Origin of the sequence: Dyella sp. KRB-257 (genome assembly GCF_049445995.1) — a bacterium.
Taxonomy (GTDB): domain Bacteria; phylum Pseudomonadota; class Gammaproteobacteria; order Xanthomonadales; family Rhodanobacteraceae; genus Dyella_A.
Genome location: NZ_JBMSDZ010000019.1, coordinates 1 through 20038, shown reverse-complemented (window position 1 = coordinate 20038; position 20038 = coordinate 1). Strand labels below are relative to the sequence as shown.

The 20038-nt window shown below is 65.5% G+C and carries 14 protein-coding genes, 1 tRNA gene, 1 pseudogene and 1 riboswitch; of the genes and pseudogenes, 6 read left to right on the top strand and 10 right to left on the bottom strand.

Annotation, left to right across the window (positions count from 1 at the left end; all coding sequences use genetic code 11):
- Positions 1-45: 45 nt before the first annotated feature.
- A complete protein-coding gene (gene phoU / locus ACO2Q2_RS13720; RefSeq protein ID WP_423256347.1) occupies positions 46-762 on the top strand; it encodes a phosphate signaling complex protein PhoU in 717 nt (238 codons plus the stop codon).
- Positions 763-858: 96 nt separating this feature from the next.
- Here phoU and rlmB read toward each other — a convergent pair whose 3' ends face one another.
- Positions 859-1605 (bottom strand): 23S rRNA (guanosine(2251)-2'-O)-methyltransferase RlmB, encoded by a 747-nt coding sequence (gene rlmB / locus ACO2Q2_RS13715; protein WP_423256346.1) that lies wholly within the window; start codon positions 1603-1605, stop codon positions 859-861.
- Entirely contained in the window at positions 1602-4319 is a 2718-nt protein-coding gene (rnr, locus tag ACO2Q2_RS13710) for a ribonuclease R (protein WP_423256345.1), read from the bottom strand. Before rnr ends, rlmB begins: the two co-directional genes overlap by 4 nt.
- Positions 4320-4454: 135 nt before the next feature.
- Here rnr and ACO2Q2_RS13705 point away from each other — a divergent pair.
- A tRNA-Leu gene (locus ACO2Q2_RS13705) sits at positions 4455-4539 on the top strand.
- A 78-nt stretch (positions 4540-4617) separates the two neighbouring features.
- On the opposite strand, the gene ACO2Q2_RS13700 is transcribed toward ACO2Q2_RS13705, so the two are convergent.
- Entirely contained in the window at positions 4618-4818 is a 201-nt protein-coding gene (locus ACO2Q2_RS13700) for a hypothetical protein (protein WP_423256344.1), read from the bottom strand.
- 188 nt (positions 4819-5006) lie between these two features.
- A riboswitch (glycine riboswitch) is annotated at positions 5007-5113 on the top strand.
- Between the two features lie 40 nt (positions 5114-5153).
- Here ACO2Q2_RS13700 and gcvP point away from each other — a divergent pair.
- The 3 genes from gcvP to ACO2Q2_RS13685 all read left to right on the top strand — a co-directional run bounded on the left by gcvP (position 5154) and on the right by ACO2Q2_RS13685 (position 8971).
- Positions 5154-8045, top strand: a complete 2892-nt coding sequence (gene gcvP / locus ACO2Q2_RS13695; protein WP_423256343.1) for an aminomethyl-transferring glycine dehydrogenase — start codon at positions 5154-5156, stop codon at positions 8043-8045.
- 257 nt (positions 8046-8302) lie between these two features.
- Positions 8303-8524 carry an AbrB/MazE/SpoVT family DNA-binding domain-containing protein gene (locus ACO2Q2_RS13690; protein WP_404634392.1) on the top strand — a complete coding sequence of 74 codons (222 nt, stop codon included), beginning with the start codon at positions 8303-8305 and terminating at the stop codon, positions 8522-8524.
- A 15-nt stretch (positions 8525-8539) separates the two neighbouring features.
- Entirely contained in the window at positions 8540-8971 is a 432-nt protein-coding gene (locus ACO2Q2_RS13685) for a type II toxin-antitoxin system death-on-curing family toxin (RefSeq protein WP_423256342.1), read from the top strand.
- Between the two features lie 425 nt (positions 8972-9396).
- Here ACO2Q2_RS13685 and ACO2Q2_RS13680 read toward each other — a convergent pair whose 3' ends face one another.
- Positions 9397-12045: a M1 family metallopeptidase gene (locus ACO2Q2_RS13680; RefSeq protein WP_423256341.1), complete on the bottom strand. Its 2649-nt coding sequence runs from the start codon at positions 12043-12045 to the stop codon at positions 9397-9399.
- A gap of 211 nt (positions 12046-12256) precedes the next feature.
- On the opposite strand from ACO2Q2_RS13680, the gene ACO2Q2_RS13675 reads away from it, so the two are divergent.
- Positions 12257-12514, top strand: coding sequence for a hypothetical protein (locus ACO2Q2_RS13675; RefSeq protein WP_423256340.1), 258 nt, complete (start codon positions 12257-12259; stop codon positions 12512-12514).
- A gap of 74 nt (positions 12515-12588) precedes the next feature.
- Here the strand turns inward: ACO2Q2_RS13675 and ACO2Q2_RS13670 are convergent, their stop codons facing one another.
- From ACO2Q2_RS13670 to ACO2Q2_RS13645, 6 genes and pseudogenes are all read right to left on the bottom strand, one after another.
- On the bottom strand, positions 12589-13305 hold the full coding sequence (locus tag ACO2Q2_RS13670) for a M48 family metallopeptidase (RefSeq protein WP_423256339.1): 717 nt from the start codon (positions 13303-13305) through the stop codon (positions 12589-12591).
- The gene (locus tag ACO2Q2_RS13665) at positions 13305-16457 is read right to left on the bottom strand and encodes a type I restriction endonuclease subunit R (RefSeq protein ID WP_423256338.1); all 3153 of its coding nucleotides are present in this window, start codon (positions 16455-16457) and stop codon (positions 13305-13307) included. Before ACO2Q2_RS13665 ends, ACO2Q2_RS13670 begins: the two co-directional genes overlap by 1 nt.
- Before the next feature lie 21 nt (positions 16458-16478).
- On the bottom strand, positions 16479-17645 hold the full coding sequence (locus tag ACO2Q2_RS13660) for a Fic family protein (protein WP_423256337.1): 1167 nt from the start codon (positions 17643-17645) through the stop codon (positions 16479-16481).
- A 191-nt stretch (positions 17646-17836) separates the two neighbouring features.
- The gene (locus ACO2Q2_RS13655; RefSeq protein WP_423256336.1) at positions 17837-18721 is read right to left on the bottom strand and encodes an endonuclease NucS domain-containing protein; all 885 of its coding nucleotides are present in this window, start codon (positions 18719-18721) and stop codon (positions 17837-17839) included.
- A gap of 39 nt (positions 18722-18760) precedes the next feature.
- Positions 18761-19477 carry a restriction endonuclease subunit S gene (locus ACO2Q2_RS13650; RefSeq protein ID WP_423256403.1) on the bottom strand — a complete coding sequence of 239 codons (717 nt, stop codon included), beginning with the start codon at positions 19475-19477 and terminating at the stop codon, positions 18761-18763.
- Between the two features lie 12 nt (positions 19478-19489).
- Positions 19490-19873 (bottom strand): annotated as a pseudogene (locus ACO2Q2_RS13645) (restriction endonuclease subunit S); the annotation flags it as partial.
- Positions 19874-20038: the final 165 nt, after the last annotated feature.

Sequence of the window (20038 nt, the reverse complement as noted above, 5' to 3'; positions counted from 1 at the left end):
TCAGCATGGCGTCAGCCCCGTCCGCAGTAGGTATCAGAGGTTCCCATGACCAACGAACACATCATCAAGAGCTACGACAGCGAACTAGCCCGCCTCACCGGCGAAATCGTGCGCATGGGCGAGCTGTCGGTCACCCAGCTGGAGGCGGCGATCGACGTGGTCGACCGTCGCGACGAGCGTGCCGCCCAGCGCGTGGTCGCCAACGACGACGCGATCGACCAGCTGGAGCAGGAAATCAGCCACGACGTGGTGCGCCTGCTGGCGCTGCGCGCGCCGATGGCCGGCGACCTGCGCAATGTGTTCGCCGCGCTGCGCATCGCCGCCGACATCGAGCGCATCGGCGACTATGCCGCCAACGTCGCCAAGCGCTCGATCCCGCTGTCGATGGTGGCGCCGGTCACGCCGACCAAGGGCCTGGGCTACCTGGCCAGGCTCGCCGCCGCCGAGGTGCGCGAGGTGCTGGTGGCCTACCGCGACCAGGACGCCGAGCGCGCCTACCAGGCGTGGAAGAGCGACGCCGAACTGGACGAGGCCTACACCGGCTTCTTCCGCCAGCTGCTCACCTACATGATGGAAGACCCGCGCAACATCACGCCGTGCACGCACCTGCTGTTCATGGCCAAGAACATCGAGCGCATTGGCGACCACGCCACCAACATCGCCGAGAACGTGTGGTTCCAGGTGCACGGCGAGCCACTGGACAAGCAGCGCACCAAGCGCGACTTCACCTCCAGCCCGGAGCTGGGCAAGCTCGGCGAGTAGGAGCCCACCCTGTGGGCGATCGATGCCGCAACAAAGCCAAGAGCCTTCGCGCACAGGGTGCGCTCCTACGTCAGCCGTCCATCCGCGCATGGACGGTCATCGCTTCGCACTCCGCTGCCGCAAGGCCTCGAACAGCACCACGCCGGTGGCGACGGAGACGTTGAGGCTCTCCATCGTGCCCGGCATCGGGATCTTCGCCACGAAATCGCACAGCTCGCGGGTGAGCCGGCGCATGCCCTCTCCCTCGCTGCCCAGCACCAGCGCCACCGGCCCCTTGAAGTCCACGCCGTAGATCGAGGTGTCGGTATCGCCGACCAGACCGGTGATCCACACGCCGGCGTCCTTCAGCTCGCGCAGCGTGCGGGCCAGGTTGGTCACCGCGATCAGCGGCACGCGATCGGCACCGCCGGCCGAGGCGCGGCGCACCACCGGAGTCAGGCCCGCCGCACGATCCTTCGGCACGATCACCGCCGTCACGCCCGCCGCCGCCGCGCTGCGCAGGCAGGCGCCGAGGTTGTGCGGATCGGTCACGCCGTCGAGCACCAGGATCAGCGTGCTGGCGCCATCGCGCTCCATCAGCTTGGCCAGGTCGCCCTCGTGCGCCATCGGCGGCGGCTCGTACAGGGCGACCACACCCTGATGGCGCGCCTCGCCGGCCAGCTTGTCCAACTGGTCGCGGGGGCGATGGTGCACCGGAATCTTCAGCGCCCTGGCCTGCTCGGCCAGCGCCTGCACGCGCGCATTGCGCTGGCCCTGTTCAATCAGCAGTTCGCGCACGCGCTCGGCGTCGTTGCTCAACGCACCTTCGACCGGGTTGATTCCGACGATCCAGCTCTCACTCATGACTTGCCTTTGGGTTTCTGGGAACGACCGCCGCGCCGGCGACCGCCACCGGACGACGCCGGCGCCGCCGTGTCGCCCTCGGCGCGGCGTCCGCCCGAGGACGACTTGCCGGAACCGCCCTTGCGCGGCGCGCCCTGGCTGCGTGCTGCCTGCGGCGACGGGCCACGACGCTTGCGCGACGCGGGCTCCGCAGCCGGCGCGTGCGAACGCGGCGGCGGATTATCGCTTGCCGGCGCGGCCACCGGCAGCGGCGCATCGCGGCGCCCGAACGCCCGACCGATCGCCTTGGCCGCGCGGCCGAACATCCCCGGCGCCTTCTGCGCCTCCACTGCCGGCCTGGACGCCTTGGGCAGCGAGTAGCGCTCGCCGCCGGCGGAGTAGTCGTAGGCCTTGGCGGTGCGCGGCGGCGGCACGCCCTTCTTTTTCTGCGGCACCAGCCGGAAGTCGATCTTGCGATCCTCCAGGCTGGCGCGCAGCACCTGCACGCGCACGTGGTCGCCCAGACGGAACTGCTCGCCGGATTTCTCGCCCTTGAGCAGCTTGCGCTGCGGATCGAAGTGGTAGTAGTCGTTGGCCAGCTGGCTGATGTGCACCAGGCCCGATACCTTCGAATCGTCCAGCTCGACGAACAGCCCGAACGAGGTCACGCCGGTGACCACGCCGTCGAACTCGCTGCCCACGTGCTTGCTCATCCAGGCGCACTTGAAGCGCTCGTCGACGTCGCGCTCGGCCTCTTCCGCCCGACGCTCGCGCTGCGAGCAGTGCACGGCGAGCGAGCCCATCTCGGTGGGCGTGTAGCTGTACTTCTCCGGCTTGCCGCCGGTCAGCGCGTAGCGGATCGCGCGGTGCACCAGCAGGTCGGGATAGCGGCGGATCGGCGAGGTGAAGTGCGCGTAGGCGCTCAGCGCCAGACCGAAGTGACCGCGGTTCTCCGGCTGGTACGCCGCCATGCTCTGCGAACGCAGCAGCACCGACTGGATCAGCTCGCGCTCGGGGCGCTCGCGCACCATCCGCAGCACTTCGGAGAAGTCCGCCGGGGTCACTTCACCAATCGGCGGCATGCTCAGCTTGAACTCGCGCAGGAACTGCTGCAGGTCTTCGTACTTCTCCGCCGGCGGCGGCTCGTGCGCGCGGAACAGCGCGGGGATCTTCTTCTTTTCCAGGAACAGCGCGGCCTGCACGTTGGCCGCGATCATGCATTCCTCGATCAGCTTGTGCGCGTCGTTGCGCTCGGTGGCGCCCATCGACTCCACTTCGCCGCGCTGGTCGAGGCGGAACTTCACCTCCGGCGTCTCGAAGTCGATCGCGCCACGGCGCTGGCGCTGCTGCGCCATCGCCTGGTACAGCGCATGCAGGTGTTCCAGCTGCGGCAGCACGTCGGACACTTCCTGGCGCGCATCGGGGTCGTTGAGGCCCACCACCTGCCACACCTTGTCGTAGGTGAGGCGCGCGTGCGAGCGCATCACCGCGTCGTAGAACTTCGACCTGGTCACCTCGCCGCTGGCATCGATCTGCATGTCGCACACCATGCACAGCCGCTCCACCTTCGGATTGAGCGAACAGATACCGTTGGACAGCGTCTCCGGCAGCATCGGCACCACGAAGCCGGGAAAATAGGTGGAGGTGCTGCGCTCCACCGCTTCCTTGTCCAGCGCGCTGCCGACGCGCACGTAGTGCGACACGTCGGCGATCGCCACGATCAACCGCCAGCCGCCGCCGCGGCGCGGTTCGGCATACACGGCGTCGTCGAAGTCGCGCGCGTCGGCGCCGTCGATGGTGACCAGCGGCAGCTGGCGCAGGTCGACCCGACCCTCGCGCTCGGCCGCGGTGACCTGCGGCTCCACCTGGGCGGCGTCGCGCAGCACTTCCGGCGACCATTCGCGCGGCAGGTCGTAGCTGGCGATGGCCATTTCCACCAGCAGCGAGGGCTGCAGGCGTTCGCCAAGCACCGCGCGGATCGCACCCAGCGGACCGCGGTGCTGGCTGGGCGGATCGGTGATTTCCACCACCACGATCTGGCCGGTGGTGACGCCCTGCTCCTGGCCGGGCGGAATCAGGATGTCCTGGTGCAGGCGGCGATCGTCCGGCGCCACCACGGTGACGCCGTTCTCCACCACCACGCGTCCCACCAGCCGCGGCGAGCGCCGCTGCAGCACCTCGACGATGGCGCCCTGGCGGCGGCCGCGGCGGTCGAGCCCGACCACGCTGGCCAGCACGCGGTCGCCGTGCATCACGGTGCGCATCTGCTGCGGTGAGAGGTAGAGATCGTCGCCGCCTTCGTCCGGGCGCAGGAAGCCGTAGCCCTCGACGTTGGCGATCACCGAACCGGGGATCAGGTCGAGCTTCTGTGCCGGGGCGTAGTCGCCGCGGCGGCCCTGCAGCAGCTGGCCGTCGCGCACCATCGCACCGAGGCGCTTGCGCATGGCCTGCAGGTCGGTCTCGTCGTCCAGCTTCAGCGCTTCGGCGATGCGCGCCTCGCTGAGCCATTCGCCGCGGTCCTCCAGCAGGGCGAGGATCGCCTCGCGGCTGGGGATCGGGCGCTCGTAGCGCTGCGCCTCGCGCTCGGCCTGCGGGTCACGGATCGCGCCGGTGCCCTTGCGCGGCGCGCCGCCGCTGGAGCGCGGCTTGCGCGCGCCGGTCTGGGGGGGCGACTCGTCCTGCGGGTGCGACGGTGCGGTGCCCTTGTCGGCGCGGTTGGATTTTTTTCTGGTCACTCAGTTGCCTTGTTGAGAGCGCGATGCGGAGAGCGATCGGCGCGGGGAAGATTCCGTGACAGGATAGTTGACAACCCTTGGGGAGGTGCCTACTCTACGCGGCTCGCGCTGGCCGAAAGCCCGCGCGGACCACCTGCCCAGGTGGCGGAATTGGTAGACGCACTAGTTTCAGGTACTAGCGGGTAAAACCGTGGAGGTTCGAGTCCTCTCCTGGGCACCAATTGTAGACCGAAGCCCGCAGCGATGCGGGCTTCGTCGTTTCCGCGGTTCATGCTCGCCGTGCGGGAAGTGCCATGCCTCAGCCCGCGTGCGGCGGTCCCTTGAGCTCGATCATGTTGCCCTCGGGATCGAAGCAGTAGATCGACGGCCCCTCGCCGCGTGCGCCGTAGCGCGAGCCGATGCCGCCCACCCGCACGCCGTGCGCGTGCAGGTGCGCCACGATCGCCGCCTCGTCGTAGCCGGCCACGCTCAGGCGCGCTCCGTGGATCGGAGTCGGCATGGTAGATGCCGCGACACGACGGCGCATCCAGCCACCCGCCGCCTGAATCGGCCCGGCCAGACAGCGGCGCGCCGGCCTGTATAATCCGCGCGGTAAACGCACGATGGGAGAAGCGTTCGGCTCCTCACCGGATCGAACGCTGCCGAAGGCGCAACGCCCGTAATCGCTCAGGCCCAAAAACCATCGTGCGCAAACACTCTGGAGAGACCGGTTGAATCCGGCGCCGAAGGGGCACCAGGTGCGGCAGTGAATCGCCCGCCTCCAAACTCTCAGGCAAAAGGACAGAGGGGCGCCCCGCGTGCGGCACGGCACGTGTATTCCCGGATGCCCCCACCATGAGCCAGTCCTCCTCTCCCTCGCTGCGCGAGCTCGAGCACCACGGTGCGTTCATCGAGCGCCACATCGGCCCGAACGACGCCGAGATCGCCCACATGCTCGATGCCATCGGCCAGCCCTCGCTGGAAGCGATGACCGACGCGATCGTGCCCGCCTCGATCAAGTCCGCCACCGCGCTGGCGCTGCCCGCGCCGCTGACCGAGGTGGAGGCGCTGGCGAAGATCCGCGCGATCGCCTCGAAGAACACCGTCTTCAAGAGCTTCATCGGCCAAGGCTACTACGGCACCCATACGCCGAACGTCATCCTGCGCAACATCCTGGAAAACCCCGCCTGGTACACCGCCTACACGCCGTATCAGGCGGAGATCTCGCAGGGCCGCATGGAGGCGCTGATCAACTTCCAGACGATGGTGGCCGACCTCACCGCCATGGACATCGCCAACGCCTCGCTGCTGGACGAGGCCACCGCCGCGGCCGAGGCGATGATGCTGGCCAGGCGCTCGTGCAAGAGCAAGAGCAACCTGTTCTTCGTGTCCCGCGGCGTGCACCCGCAGACGCTGGAAGTACTGCATACCCGCGCCGAGGCGATGGGCATCGAGCTGCGGATCGGCGACGATGCCCAGGCCGCCACCGTCGACGGCTTCGGCGTGCTGCTGCAGTACCCGGATACCTTTGGCCAGATCCACGACTACGCCGCCGTCGCCGCCGCCGTGCACGCCCGTGGCGGCCTGGTGGCGGTGGCCACCGACCTGCTGGCGCTCACCCTGCTCAAGGCGCCGGGCGAATGGGGTGCGGACATCGTGATCGGCAACAGCCAGCGCTTCGGCGTGCCATTCGGCTTCGGCGGCCCGCATGCCGCCTTCATGGCCTGCCGCGATGTATTCAAGCGTTCGATGCCGGGTCGGCTGATCGGCGTCTCGGTCGATGCCGAGGGCAAGCCCGCCTACCGCCTCACCCTGCAGACGCGCGAGCAGCACATCCGCCGCGAGAAGGCCACCTCGAACATCTGCACCGCGCAGGTGCTGCTGGCGGTGATGGCCTCGATGTACGCCGTCTACCATGGTCCGGACGGCCTCAAGCGTATCGCGCGCCGCACGCATCGACTCACCGCGATCCTCGCCGCGGCGCTGCGCAACGCCGGCGTCGAGGTGGGCCGGCACTTCTTCGACACGCTGCACATCACCGGGGTGGATGCCGACGCCGTGCATGCACGCGCCGAAGCGCTGGGCATCAACCTGCGCCAGATCCACGGCACCGCCATCGGCATCAGCCTGGACGAGACCACCACCCGCGCTGACGTGATCGCGCTGGCCGGCCTGTTCGGCGCGCAGATCGACAGCATCGACGCGCTCGATGCCGCCACCGCCGACGCGCTGCCGCCCGCGCTGGTGCGCAGCAGCGACTTCCTTACCCACCCGGTGTTCAACACGCACCACAGCGAACACGAGCTGCTGCGCTACATGCGCCTGCTGGCCGACAAGGATCTGGCGATGGATCGCACGATGATCCCGCTGGGCTCGTGCACCATGAAGCTCAACGCCACCGCCGAGATGATCCCGGTGACCTGGCCCGAGTTCGGCAACATCCATCCGCTGGCGCCGGCCGAGCAGACCGCGGGCTACAAGGAGTTGATCGACGGGCTGGAAGCGATGCTGGTGGAGTGCACCGGCTACGACGCGGTGAGCCTGCAGCCGAACTCCGGCGCGCAGGGCGAGTACGCGGGCCTGCTGGCGATCCGCGCCTGGCACCGCTCGCGCGGCGAGGGCCATCGCGACATCTGCCTGATTCCCGAGTCCGCCCACGGCACCAACCCGGCCAGCGCGCAGATGTGCGGCATGACCGTGGTGGTCACCGCCTGCGACGCCAACGGCAACGTCGACGTGGCCGACCTGCGCGCCAAGGCCGAGAAGTACTCCAGCCGCCTGGCCGCGCTGATGGTCACCTACCCGTCCACGCACGGCGTGTTCGAGGAAGAGATCGTGCAGATCTGCGAGATCATCCACGCGCACGGCGGCCAGGTGTACACCGACGGCGCCAACATGAACGCGCTGGTCGGCGTGGCCAAGCCCGGCAAGTGGGGCTCGGACGTCAGCCACCTCAACCTGCACAAGACCTTCTGCATCCCGCACGGCGGCGGCGGCCCCGGCGTCGGTCCGTGCGCGGTGAAGTCGCACCTGGCGCCATTCCTGCCCAAGGCGTTCGGCACCGACGGCGCGGTGGGCATGGTCAGCGCGGCCACCTTCGGCAGCGCCTCGATCCTGCCGATCAGCTGGATGTACATCGCCATGATGGGCGCCGAAGGCCTGCGCCGCGCCACCCAGGTGGCCCTGCTCAACGCCAACTACGTCGCCAAGCGGCTGGCCCCGCACTACAAGACGCTGTACACCGGCCGCAACGGCCTGGTGGCGCACGAGTGCATCCTGGATCTGCGCCCGCTCAAGGACGCCACCGGCATCGGCGCCGAGGACGTGGCCAAGCGGCTGATCGACTTCGGCTTCCACGCGCCCACGCTGAGCTTCCCGGTGGCCGGCACGCTGATGGTCGAGCCGACCGAGAGCGAGAGCCAGCACGAGCTGGACCGCTTCATCGACGCGATGATCCAGATCCGCGAGGAGATCCGCGCCGTGGAACAGGGCAAGCTCGACCGCGACGACAACCCGCTCAAGCACGCCCCGCACACCGCCGGCATGGTGTCGGGCAGCGAGTGGACCCACGCCTACCCGCGCGAGCTGGCCGCCTTCCCGCTGCCCGGCCTCAGGCTGCAGAAGTACTGGCCGCCGGTCGCCCGCGTGGACAACGTGTACGGCGACAAGAACATCATGTGCGCGTGCATTCCGGTCGACGCCTTCAAGGGCGAGATCGAGGCGTTCAGCGAGCCGAACGTGATGTAACGCCGGCTGCAACGCCGGCCTGATGGCGGCAGCAACCAACAGAAAAGCCCCGCCACGCGGGGTTTTTCTTCTAGCGACGGTGCTGCGCAGACCCGCGCCGGGCTGCGGCACTGGATGCCGCGCACTTTGCCGGAGCGCAACAGCGGGAGCTGCATCCTGCTGATGCCGGCCTCGGCGGCCAACTCCTTGCTTGGCAGCGGTTGTCCCGCCAGATGGACGCCGTATAACATACGTTATAACCAAACGTGGAGCCTGCCATGAAACTCAAGATCACCAGCATCGGCAATTCCGCCGGCGTCATCCTGCCCAAGGAGCTGCTTGCCCGCCTGCGGCTGGAAAAAGGCGACGAGCTCTACGCCATCGAGACGCCCGACGGTGTGCGCCTGACCGCGTTTGATCCGACGCTGGCGCAGCAGATGGAAGTGGCCGAGAAGATCATGCGCGAAGACCGCCTCGTGCTGCACAAGCTTGCACAGTAAGCCGGGAGCGGAGCCATGATTGTCTGGATCGGAAAGACACTTGCCCTCGCCATCCACGATCGCCAGCTCGCCGAACACGGCGGGATCCCCGGCGTGCGCGACGACGGACTGCTCGACTCCGCCCTCTCGCGGCCCCAGCAGCGGCACAGCTACGGTGATCCGCCGCCGGATCTGGCCGACCTTGCCGCCAGCCTCGCATTCGGTCTCGCCCGCAATCACCCGTTCATGGATGGCAACAAGCGCACAGCGCACGTCTGCTATCGCGTATTCCTCGCTCTCAACGATGCCGAATTGAAGGCGAGCGACGAAGAGAAGTACGTCAACATGGTCGCCCTCGCCGAAGGCAGCCTCACCGAACAGGAATTCGCCGACTGGCTGAGGCCGCGACTCGTGCTGGCGGGCGACCTGCAGGTCAACGAATCGCCGGCGCGCTATAGAGGCCTTTGAGCCAGACCCTGTGTACGCGCGGCGTCAGTGCGGTGTGCTTCTGATGCACGGAGCCTCGCGTTTGCGCAGATTCGCTTGCGAGCAGGATGGATTCCCGCGTGCGCGGGAATGACGGCGTGAAGGATGGCGCGAGAAACCGGCACATGCGGCGGTGCGCGGCTCCACGTCGCCGACGTTGTGCAGTTCAACGGCGGGTACTGGTCGTACCGGCTCGGTCCTCGGGCGTTGTGTGGGCGAATTATTGGATGTACCGCATTGCCGTCAGGGAACCTTCCTGAGGATGGCTGCGCGATTCCGGGCGGATGTTGAAACGGCGTCCTGGAACCACCGCACGCACTTCCGCAAAGGTCACATCGCACATCCACTCCCAAAAAACGAAGCCCCGCAGGGCGGGGCTTCGTTTCAACCAGGCGGCGAACTGAAGATCAGTCGGCGTTCTTCGCCAGCCACGCATCCACGTCGGGCAGGCGATCGTTGCGGATCATCATGCGGTATCTGATGTTGGCGATCACCGTGTTGGCCACGCGCTGCGAGCTCTTGGCGATGTGTGCGTCGGCGTATGCCTTGATCTTGTCGATCATCTCCGGCTTCATCGAGCTGGCGCCGAGCGCCGGGTAGTAGCGGCTGGCCGAGGTGGAGTCGACCAGCTTGTCCACCTGTCCGCGATGCGCCACGGCGAAGTCGAACGCCATGTCCGGATGACGGTAGGCGACGATGCGGATCATGCCCGCGCTGTTGGTGGCGCCCGGCTCCGGGGTGAGCGCCAGGTCCAGCGCCCGCTGTGCCAGCGCATCATCCTTGGCCAGCGACAGCATGGCGTAGAGCTGGTCCTTGATCAGCGGCGTGGTCTCGGCCTTGGCTTCGGCATGCAGCTGGTTCCAGGTGGCGGCGTCGGCATTGCGGGCGACGATGGCAGTGACGGTCTTGCGCAGCGCCACCGGCAGCGCCTTGGGGTCGGTCTTCTGCGCGGCGAAGCGGCGGCGCGCCTCGGCGATCACGTCCTGGTCGCCCAGGTCGGCCAGCGAGCCGATCAGCTGGGTGCGCAGCAGGGTGGTCGGCACGCTCTCGCCGGCCCTGGCCTCCCAGCCGATGCGCGCGAACACCGGACGCAGGCGACCGCGTGCGAAGGCGCGGAAGCGCTCCTGCCGCGCGGCGTCGCCATCGTAGTAGTTGTCGATGGCGTCGAAGTAGCCGGCCACCTCGCCCCACACCTGCGGATCGGCATCGGCCGGGGTGGCCTGTGCCAGCGCCAGCACGTTGGCCACCGGCTCCTTGCCGGCCATCGCCAGCGCCCAGGTGTCGCCCATCAGGCCGAGCTGGTCGATCGGCTTGAGCTTGGCGAAGTCCCCCTTCAGCGCGTCGAAGCCAGCGGTCGAGTACAGCGTGCGGTAGTAGCCGGCCTGGCCGGCGTTCACCAGCACCGGGCCGCAGCCCGGCAGGGTCATCATGCCCTTGCCGTCCAGCACGGTGGTGACCGGCTTGCCGCCGACGGTCTGGGCGATCACCGGCACGTGCCAGCGCAGCGGCTTCTTGTCCGGGCGATCCTTGGTGAACTCGCCCTGGCTCAGCAGCATCTTGGTCGAACCGGCATTGCAGGCCATCGACTGCACGTTGACCAGCGGGATGCCCGGCTGCAGCGTGAAGTCGTGGGCGATCTGCATGATCGGCTTGCCGGCGGCGGCCTGCACCGACTTCCACAGGTCGTCGGACACTGTGTTGCCGTAGGCGTGCGCCTTGATGTAGTTGCGCACGCCGGTACGCCACGCCTCCGGACCCACGTAGGCCTCCAGCATGGTGATCACCGCCTCGCCCTTGGAGTAGGTGATCGAGTCGAACGCCTGGCTGGCCTGCTCCACCGTCTCCACGTGCTGCACCACCGGGTGGGTGGTGGCGACCGCGTCGAGCGACATCGCGCCCTCGCGCGTGCCGACCAGATCCAGGTTGGTGTGCCACTCCGGATGCAGCTTTTCGGTGGTGCGCGCGGCCATCCACGAGGCGAAGCCCTCGTTGAGCCACAGGTCGTCCCACCAGCTCATCGTCACCAGGTCGCCGAACCACTGGTGCGCCATCTCGTGCGCGGCGGTGTTGAACACGCGCTGCTTGTCGCCCTGGGTGGAGATGGTGGGGTTGAGCAGCAGCGAGTATTCGAAGGTGAAGATCGCGCCCCAGTTCTCCATCGCCGAGAAGAACTGGCTCTGGCCCGGCGCGGCGATGTTGTCCAGCTTCGGCAGCGGGTACTTCACGCCGAAGTAGTCGTTGTACTCGTGCAGCACGGCGGCGGACGACTCCAGCGCAAAGCCGGCCTGATCCACCATGCCCTTCTGCGCGATCACGCCGATCTCGGTGCCCTCGGCCATCCTGGTGGCGCGCTCGAAATCGCCCACGCTGAAGAACAGCAGGTAGGTGGACATCTTCGGCGACTGTCCGAAGTGCACTTCGGACAGGCCGTTGCCCAGGTCCTTGCGCGAGGCGATCGGCATGTTGCTCACCGCCATCTCGTCCGACGGCACGGTGGCGGTGAGGTCGAAGGTGGCCTTGTAGTTCGGCTCGTCCCACGACGGGATGAAGCGGCGCGCGTCGGAATTCTCGAACTGCGTGTACAGCGCGCGCTTCTTGCCGGCCTTGGTATCGTAGTCCAGCGCGAACAGGCCGTTGGCCTGGGTCTCAATCCTGCCGCGGTAGTCCAGCGCCAGCCGGTACTGCCCGGCCGGGATCGGGTGGGACAGGGTGAACGTGGCGGTCTGCGCCTTGGCATCCACCGATACGGTGGGCGTGGGCACGGCGATCTTCAGCCGGGTCGGCGTCAGCGTGGCCGAGTGGAAGGTGATGTCGGCGGCATTGAGCGTGATGCTGGAGGTCGGCTTGAGCACGTCCAGCGTGATGGCGACCTTGCCATCGAAGGTGAGCTTGTCCGCGTGCGGCACGATGGCCACGTCGTAATGCGTGGGCACCACGCCGCGTGGCAGCTGGGTGGTGGCCTCGCGCAACGGCGCCGGCCCGGCCTGGGCGGCGAGTGGCGCCACCGACACGCCGGCGAGGGCCAGCGCAATGGCGGAAACGAGATATCGACGCATGACAACTCCCTGATGGGTGGACCCGGGCGACGGCAGCCGGCATGCGCCGGCCCGACCCCGGGAAAACGGAAACGGATGTCCCCTGATGCCGCCCATGGTGCGGGGTCGGACCCGCCATCGGACACCGCCGGAAGTCACGCTCCCAGCGCCCCGTCGCGCTGCATCGCCGCGAGGCTGAACGCTTCGCCGCGATCCGACGCAGACCGGCACCGTGCCGCACCACCCGCGCGTCAACGAGGTGAACAAGCGCATCGACAACCAGCAGCGGCGCATCGACAAGGGCGTCGCCAACGGCAGCATCACGCAGAAGCAGGCCGCCCGCGACCAGCAGCACGCCGCCAACATCGCCCAGCGCGCCAGCGCCGACGAAGCACGCCACAACGGCCACCTCACCCGGAAGAAAACCCGCCGCCTCAACCGTGCGGAGAACCGTAACAGCCGGCATATCAGGAAGCAGCGCAGGCACTGAGTGAGCCGCCTGAAATGAACAAGGCCCCGCGATGCGGGGCCTTGTTCGTTTTGCTGTCGGCGTGCCACCACGGCTCAGTAATCCCAATGCTCATTGCGCACCGGCAATCGGTTGAGCATGTCGCGACAATCGTGCCAATGCGGCATCAGCTTGTTCATCCATGCCACAAAGCGGTCATTGTGGGTCGGCTCGCGCAGATGTACCAGCTCGTGGACGACGATGTATTCGAGGCACTCGGGCGGCTTCTTGGCCAGCTCGGTATTGAGCCGGATGGTGCGCGCGACGGCATTGCAACTACCCCACTTCGTCTTCATGCGCTGGACATAAAAACGTTCGGCACGCACGCCGATAAGCGGCTGCCACTTGGCAAGCAACGCTGGCACCGCTTGCTTGAGCTGGTCGCGATACCAGTCCGCCAAGAGATGCTCCCGCTTGTCGATATCGGCATCGGGGCGTAGCTGTAACCGCAAATAGCGATGGGTCAAGTCGACCGATGGCCGGGCGTCCTGTTCCACGACGTTCAACAGGTAGCGCCGCCCCCAGACATAGTGGCTTTCGCGCTCCAGGTATTCGCGTGGCGTCTCGCGCTCCTGCGCGCGCATTTTCCTCTGCTGCTGCTTGATCCAGGCCAGCTTGTCGATCGCGAACAAACGAATGGTGTCCAGCTCCATCCATGCCGGTGCTGCGATGCGCACCTTGCCGGCAGGTGGGTATACGCCCAGATGGACGTTCTTGATGTCCTTGCGCACCACGTCGACGCTGATGCCGCCAAGGTCGATCCGCATACCCATCAATATTCCGGCTGCTGTTTGATGATGTCGAAGATGCGCTCGACCTCGGCGACGTCGTTGCCGAGCAAGGGCAGCAGCGCTTCCCGTTTGATGTGGTTCTCCCGGGCTGCGTTGCCGCGCCAGTCGGCATGACGCTCCCGCTTTACCGCTTCATCGATATCCACGGCGAGTTTCAGTTTCGGGTCCGGCATCGGCAACGGGCCTTGCTCGTCCTGAAGATTCAATGCAGCGGCAGGCGCCTGCGGCAAACGCAGGTTGTCGTAGATGGCGCGCAGTCCCGCGCTGCGCTTGAGCGGTTCCGGCGTGTCCTCCGCATGACCGGCCTGCACCTTGCCGATCAGGTCGGCGATCTTCTTCAGGTATTCCTCGTACCGGTCGGCCTGCTCCTTGCGGAATTTGATCACCTCGTCCAGCAACGCCGACATCTTTTCGAAGTAGGCCGGGTTGTTCAGGTGCTCCTGGATGATCTTGCTGCGCACGTTGTTTTCAATGGTTTCGGCCACCGCGTCCTTGCTGCTCTTGATGCCCTCGGGCAGCTGCTTGATTGCTTCATCCATGCCGGTGCGGGTGATCAGATCCAGAAGTCCGAGATCATCGAACGGAGAGATCTTCCGCGGCGCCTTCGCCTCGATATAGGTGTCGATAAGGTGACGCATGTCCGCTTCGAACGGCTTGAGATCGAGCGTTTCGCCGCTGGCCTGGCGGATCACCTCGCGCAGGTCGGTGTAGCGCTTCACATCGCTCTTGATGCGGGCGATCGCACCGCCGTCGTAACCCGCGCCCACCAGATCGTCGGCAAGGTTGCCGTAGGCACGGAGCAAGGCCACGGCCGCCTTGTACAGCGACACCCGACGCGGCTCGAACTTCTTCAGGTCACTGGCGATTTCGGTGTTGCCGCAGAAGTAGCGGATGTAGTCCTTCTCGGATTGCGGCGGAGGGACCGGCTCGCACAGCAAATCCAGTGCCTCCAGCGCGTCATCCAGCCGTTCGCGCCCTTGTTCCAGGCGATCCTGCATCAGGACTTCCGGATCAGCACCACCAGCACTGTGATCCAGTTCGGAAGAGTACACCTGCAGCGCACCCGTGCCCTTCTCGTTCACCAGCTTCTTGAACAGATCCTTGTAGTCGACGATATGGCCGAAATCCTTGTCGACGCCGTCAAGCCGGTTGGTACGGCAGATCGCCTGGAACAGACCGTGATCCTGCATCGACTTGTCGATATACAAGTACGTGCATGGCGGCGCGTCGAATCCGGTCAGCAGCTTGTCGACCACGATCAGCAGCCGCATGTTGGCCGGCTGCTCCACAAACAGCTTCTTGGCGCGATCCTCGTAGGCCTCCGTCTTGCTCTTCCCGGGTTGTGCCTCGACGTTCGCCAGCAGGTCGGTGTAGGTGTTGTAGATGAACTGCTTGTCGGTATCGGTGTTGGCACCGGTCTCTTCCAGCGATACATCGCGCGCCTGCGGGTTGTACGAGGTCACCACGGCGCACTTGCCCTTCAGCGGGGTCTTCTGGAACAGGCTGAAGTACTTGCAGGCATCCAGAATGCTGCGCGCCACCAGCATCGCGTTGCCGCGCTCAGAGGACAGCCGCGGCTTGACGCTGAAGTCGAACACCATGTCCTCGACCACGCGCTCCATCCGCGAGCGCGAACTCAGCACACGCTGCAAGGTGCCCCAGGTCTTTTTCAGCTCGTCCTTCTGCCAGTCATTGAGGCCGCGGGTCTTGGCCTCGAACCACTGGTCGATCTTTTCAGGCGAACCCAGTTTCTGGTCGATGTCACGCGCCTCGTAGACCAGGTCCAGCACCACTTCGTCCGCCACCGCCTCGCTGAACTTGTAGGTGTGAATGTAGCCACCGAACACTTCCAGGCTGGTCTGCTTGTCCTTCTTCAGCAGCGGCGTACCGGTGAAGCCGATGAGCACCGCGTCGGGCATCAAGGCCTTCATCACTTTGTGCAGGCGGCCGCTCTGCGTGCGGTGGCATTCGTCGACGAACACGAACACCTCGCCCACCGTGGGGCTGGGCTGCGCCTGCAATTCCTCGAGGAAGGCCTCGAACTCCTGGTCCTTCCGGCCGCGCGCATCCAGCCCGAACTTGTGCACCAGCGAACACAGCAGCCGCGGCGAGGCCTGACCCAGCTGGTGCATCAGGTCGCGCCCGCTGTGGGTGCGGTAGATCGTTTCGCCGGCGTCGCGGAACACCCGCTCGATCTGTTTGTCCAGCTCATCGCGATCGGTGATCACCACCACCCGTGCGTGCGGGTTGGCCTGCAGCAGCCAGCGAGCCAGCAGCACCATCACGATGCTCTTGCCGCTGCCCTGGGTGTGCCAAATGATGCCGCCCTTGCGCTCACCGGCATGCTGCTGCGCGGCCTTGATGCCGAAATACTGGTGCACCCGCGGCACTTTCTTGATGCCGCCGTCGAACAGCACGAAGTCGCGCATCAGCTCGATCAGCCGATCCTTGCGGCACATCTTCAGCAGGTACTTGTCCAGCGTGTAGCGGCTGTCGTCGGCCTCGTCTTCCTTCCACTTCAGGAAGAACTTTTCCGGCGTGGCGATGGTGCCGTACTGCAGGCCTTCCGAATCGTTGCCGGCAAACACCAGTTGCACCGTGCTGAAGAACCAGGCGTTGAAGGCCGGCTGCTGATTGGACAGCAACTGCCGGATACCATCGCCGATGCTCACCCGGCTGCTCTTCAGCTCGATCACCGCCACGGCGATGCCGTTGACGTACAGCACCAGATCCGGCCGTCGTTCAAAGCCGCCCCTGAGCGTGACCTCCTCGGCAATGGCGAAGTCGTTGGCCCCGGGCTTGCCCCAGTCGATCAGGTGCACCGTCTCGTGGTTGTGCCCCACTTGCGTTTGTACGGGTATGCCGTAGCGAAGCAGCTGGTAAACCGCCCGGTTGTTCTCGTAAAGCGTGCGACTGGGGTTGTCTGCCTCGGTGTGCAGCCTGTACAGCGCCGCATTGATCTGCGCCGGCGAACAGCCACGCCGAGTCAGCCAGTCGCTGAGCAGACTGTCCTCGATCTGGCGGGTGTTCTCGCGCTCGGTCCAGTCGCCGAGGTAGTGGTACTTCAGCTCGTCGCGAAGCAGCGCCACCACGCGGTTCTGGGTCACCCGCTCCGGCTTGCTGATGTCATCCATGTCGTTCCCCTATCGAACGCTTTATGCCCGCACCGGCGGCGCACTCACGCTGGCAGGGATGAAGCCTGCCGCAGTCAATGCCTGGATCACCCCGCGCAGCAGGTAGTTGTGGGTAAAGCCCAGCACGTACTGCCGCGCATTCGGTTGCACCGGCTGCAGCATGCCGCCCTGCACCATCTTGCGAATCTGATAGGTGCGCTGGGCCGCGTTGAGTTTTGGCATCGCGTCGGAAAGGTCCGCCGCCCTCACCACGCCCTTGCGGGCGGTCAAGGCCAGTACGGCTTCTTCCTGCGCGGTGATCCACTGCCGCTCTCGGGCATGGTTCAGTGCCGGCAGCAGGATCTCGCGGGTCAGGTAGGCGTAGTCGGCCAGGTTGTCCACCTTGCGCAGTTCAACCAGCACGCCAGAGAGGACATAGGTGCACCATGCCTCCAGAGCCTGGTCCGTGCCCTCGTCGGCCTGAGCCAGCATCGCGTAATAGCGCTCGCGGTCGGTGCAGAAAACCGCGGCGGGATTCAGCACGCGGCCACCGGCCTGTACCCGGAAACCGTACTTGATCATCAAGGCGTAGGTCAGCAGCCGCACCACCCGGCCGTTGCCGTTGCCGAACGGGTGGATCCAGGCAAACCGGTGATGCGCCAGCGCCACCTTCATCAGGTCGTACTTCGGCGGGTCGTCCCGGTTGATGAAGGCCACCAGCTCCTGCATGTGGGCCGGCACGTCGATCGCGTCGGGCGGCTGATGCTCGGCCTGGGCGATCTTCACGCCCCCAGTGCGCCAGGCACCGGGATGGCGGTCGCCTTCGCGCTCCAGCCCCTCCACGGTCATGCTGTGCCACTGGCGAATCATGTGCTCGCTGATCGCCTGGCCCGGCGTAACCGCCTGCTCCACCTCACGCATGGCCTCTTCGATATTGCCGATCTCGTGGGCCTCGTCGTCGCCGGCCCCGGCCCCGGTCACCTTGCGCTCCACGTAGTCGGCCAGCGTGGTGTGGTTGCCCTCGATCCGCGCCGAGGCCAGGCTTTCCAGCAGGTGGAACACCGCCTTCAGCTGCATGAACACCGGCACAGGCGTGGTCCCACGCAGCTCCAGCCGGCGCAGGTGCTCCAGCTCGGTGAGCACATCCAGCAGCGGCGAGCTGAACGCAGGGTCCAGCAGCCGCAGATCGTGGTGAACAAAGCGGGCCATGCGCGCGATTATCCGTAAAGACTCCACCAAGGATCTTTAATCTATCGCTTCATGGCCTGAAAAAACAATTGTTTACGCAAACATGAACGCCAGCACATCTTTACGCCGCCCGCTTGCCAAGTGAAATGGCCCGCCGCAGCAACTGGAAAGGCAGCCCAAGCCAGCACGCGCGCGACCCGCACGCTCTGCCCTCAGCCCTTCAACAGACGGAAGCTCACCTGATAGCGGTAGAACGACACCGTCGGCACCGCCGCCAGCGCCCAGCGCAACTTCTGGTCGTCTTCCAGCGCAATGATCGCGCCCTCCACCGTCTGCCCTGCTTCGGCGATCTGCTCGGTGACGTAACCCATGTAGCGCAGGGTCTGCCCCACCACCACGTCGGTGGCACGACCGCGCTTCAACTCCACCACCAGCAGACGCTTGCGGTCGTGACTGACGGCGAGAATGTCGATCGGGCCGGCGTCGGTGGCGTACTGCTGACCGACGAGTTCGCCGTCCTCCTCGTAGATCGCGAAGTCGCGGCTCAGCTCGGTCTGGCTCCAGTTGCGCACCAGGAAGTCTTCCAGGTGCTTTTCCATCGCGAAGGCCAGCGGGTCCTCGATCACCGGGTCGGTCGCAATCACGGTGACCGGGGCGACCTCGCCGAGAAAACGCTCGATCTCGGCGGCATACGCCGAGACGTTGGACACCGTACCGATCGATCCAGTGGAGTTCTGCAAGGCCTCGCTCATCGCCGAGCGGGCGATCGCGATGTCCAGCCAGCGCACCGCCCGCCGGTGCGGCAGCACCCCATCCGGCACATAGGTGTAATCGCCCACCACTTCGCCGACCCGGTAGCTGCCCGCGCCGTCGGGGCACAGCACGATGTCGCCCTTGGCGATGCCCTTGGCGATCGTCCACAGCGCGCCACAGGCAAGACCGGCACCGATCTTGGTCTTGTCCGGATGCCCGGCCAGGAAGACCGGGATGAACGCCTTGTTGAACTCGCGCCACGCGTCCGGCAAGTGGCCCGACAGATCCTGTGCGATGCCGTAGTCGGCGCCGATAAAGCCGCCAGCGAAAACATTCCCCGGCATGGACGCTCTTGCGTCCCAGCATCACGCGGTAATAGCTCTTCATACGAGGCGGATCCTTCCGGTAAGCAGCTCCTGCATCATGCCCTGCTTGAGCTGGCGGGTCTTGGCGAGGCGGGTTTCGAGTTCGGCGAGTTCGGTGTCCATGTCGGACAAGAACTCCGCGATGGCTTCTTGCTCGGCCAATGGCGGCAATTCCAAAGGAATTTGCGAAAGGACTGCTCCGTTCAATGAAGGCAACGCCGTCGTGCTCACAAGCGATCCAAACTTAGTTTCAAGCAGCGCGTGGTGAACGAAGCGAATTTCGGCGCGGGACCTGTCCAACACGAATGCGGCAAGGTTATTGTCAATGCAGCTTGGCTTCGCAAGTATTTTCTTTCGCTCCAAAAAAACCGCAGCCCCGACCTTTGCAAATATGATGCTTCCCTCCGGAAAAACCGTCGCCCCAAGCCGCCTCTTTGCTCGCTCCGAAATCCAGTTATTGGAATTTGACATGAAGGTTTCGTTGCCATCGTTATTCATGTCAGAGACTTTGAAGAAAGGATAATCACCAAGCACGTCGCCTTGGAACGCGATTGGGAAGCCGTTTCCCCCGCGAAAGCTACCGACATCACCAGCTCTAACGCGCTCCCATCGACCAGCAAAACCCGGCAGGCGCTGCTTGCCGGTCAGCAAGACCTGCATGGTGCCTTGCTTGATCTGGCGCTTCTTGGCGATGAGCTGTTCTAGCGATTCGATCAGCGCATCCGAATCGCTCAAGGCCTCAACGATGGCTTTTTGCTCAGTGACTGGTGGAAGCGGAATGCATAAATCCCTGAATGTCTTGGTGGGAGATGAAATCGCAGGCACACCCGTATGACCCTTCCCATCCAGTAGCCTCTTGACACCTCGTTCTGAGTGAAAATACAAAACAACCCAAGCTGGAATTACAGATTCGCTCGTGAATCGAACACGAAACTGGCTCTGAGAAACGACATAACGGTCGAACGCAGAATTGTCGGGTATGTAGGAAATTTGACCAATGGTACCCCGGTGGGTAACTACTACGTCCCCTCGACGAGCGACAGCCTTTTTTAGACTCTTAGCTTTTTCAAAGGAAACAAAGTTTACGAATGAATCCTTCAGGCGCTCAGTTGATACGTTCCCCCCGTTCAATACAGGAACGCCCGATGAAATGAAGTTTGATACCTTTATCCTGATTCCGTGACCACCTCACCATGCCCGAGCCGGCTTACGGACGTCTATACGTCCGTGCCGCGCATAGTGCTTCGCTGTGGTGATTTCGCGGGGCGAAACGCCGCATGAGGGGGTCAACAAGGC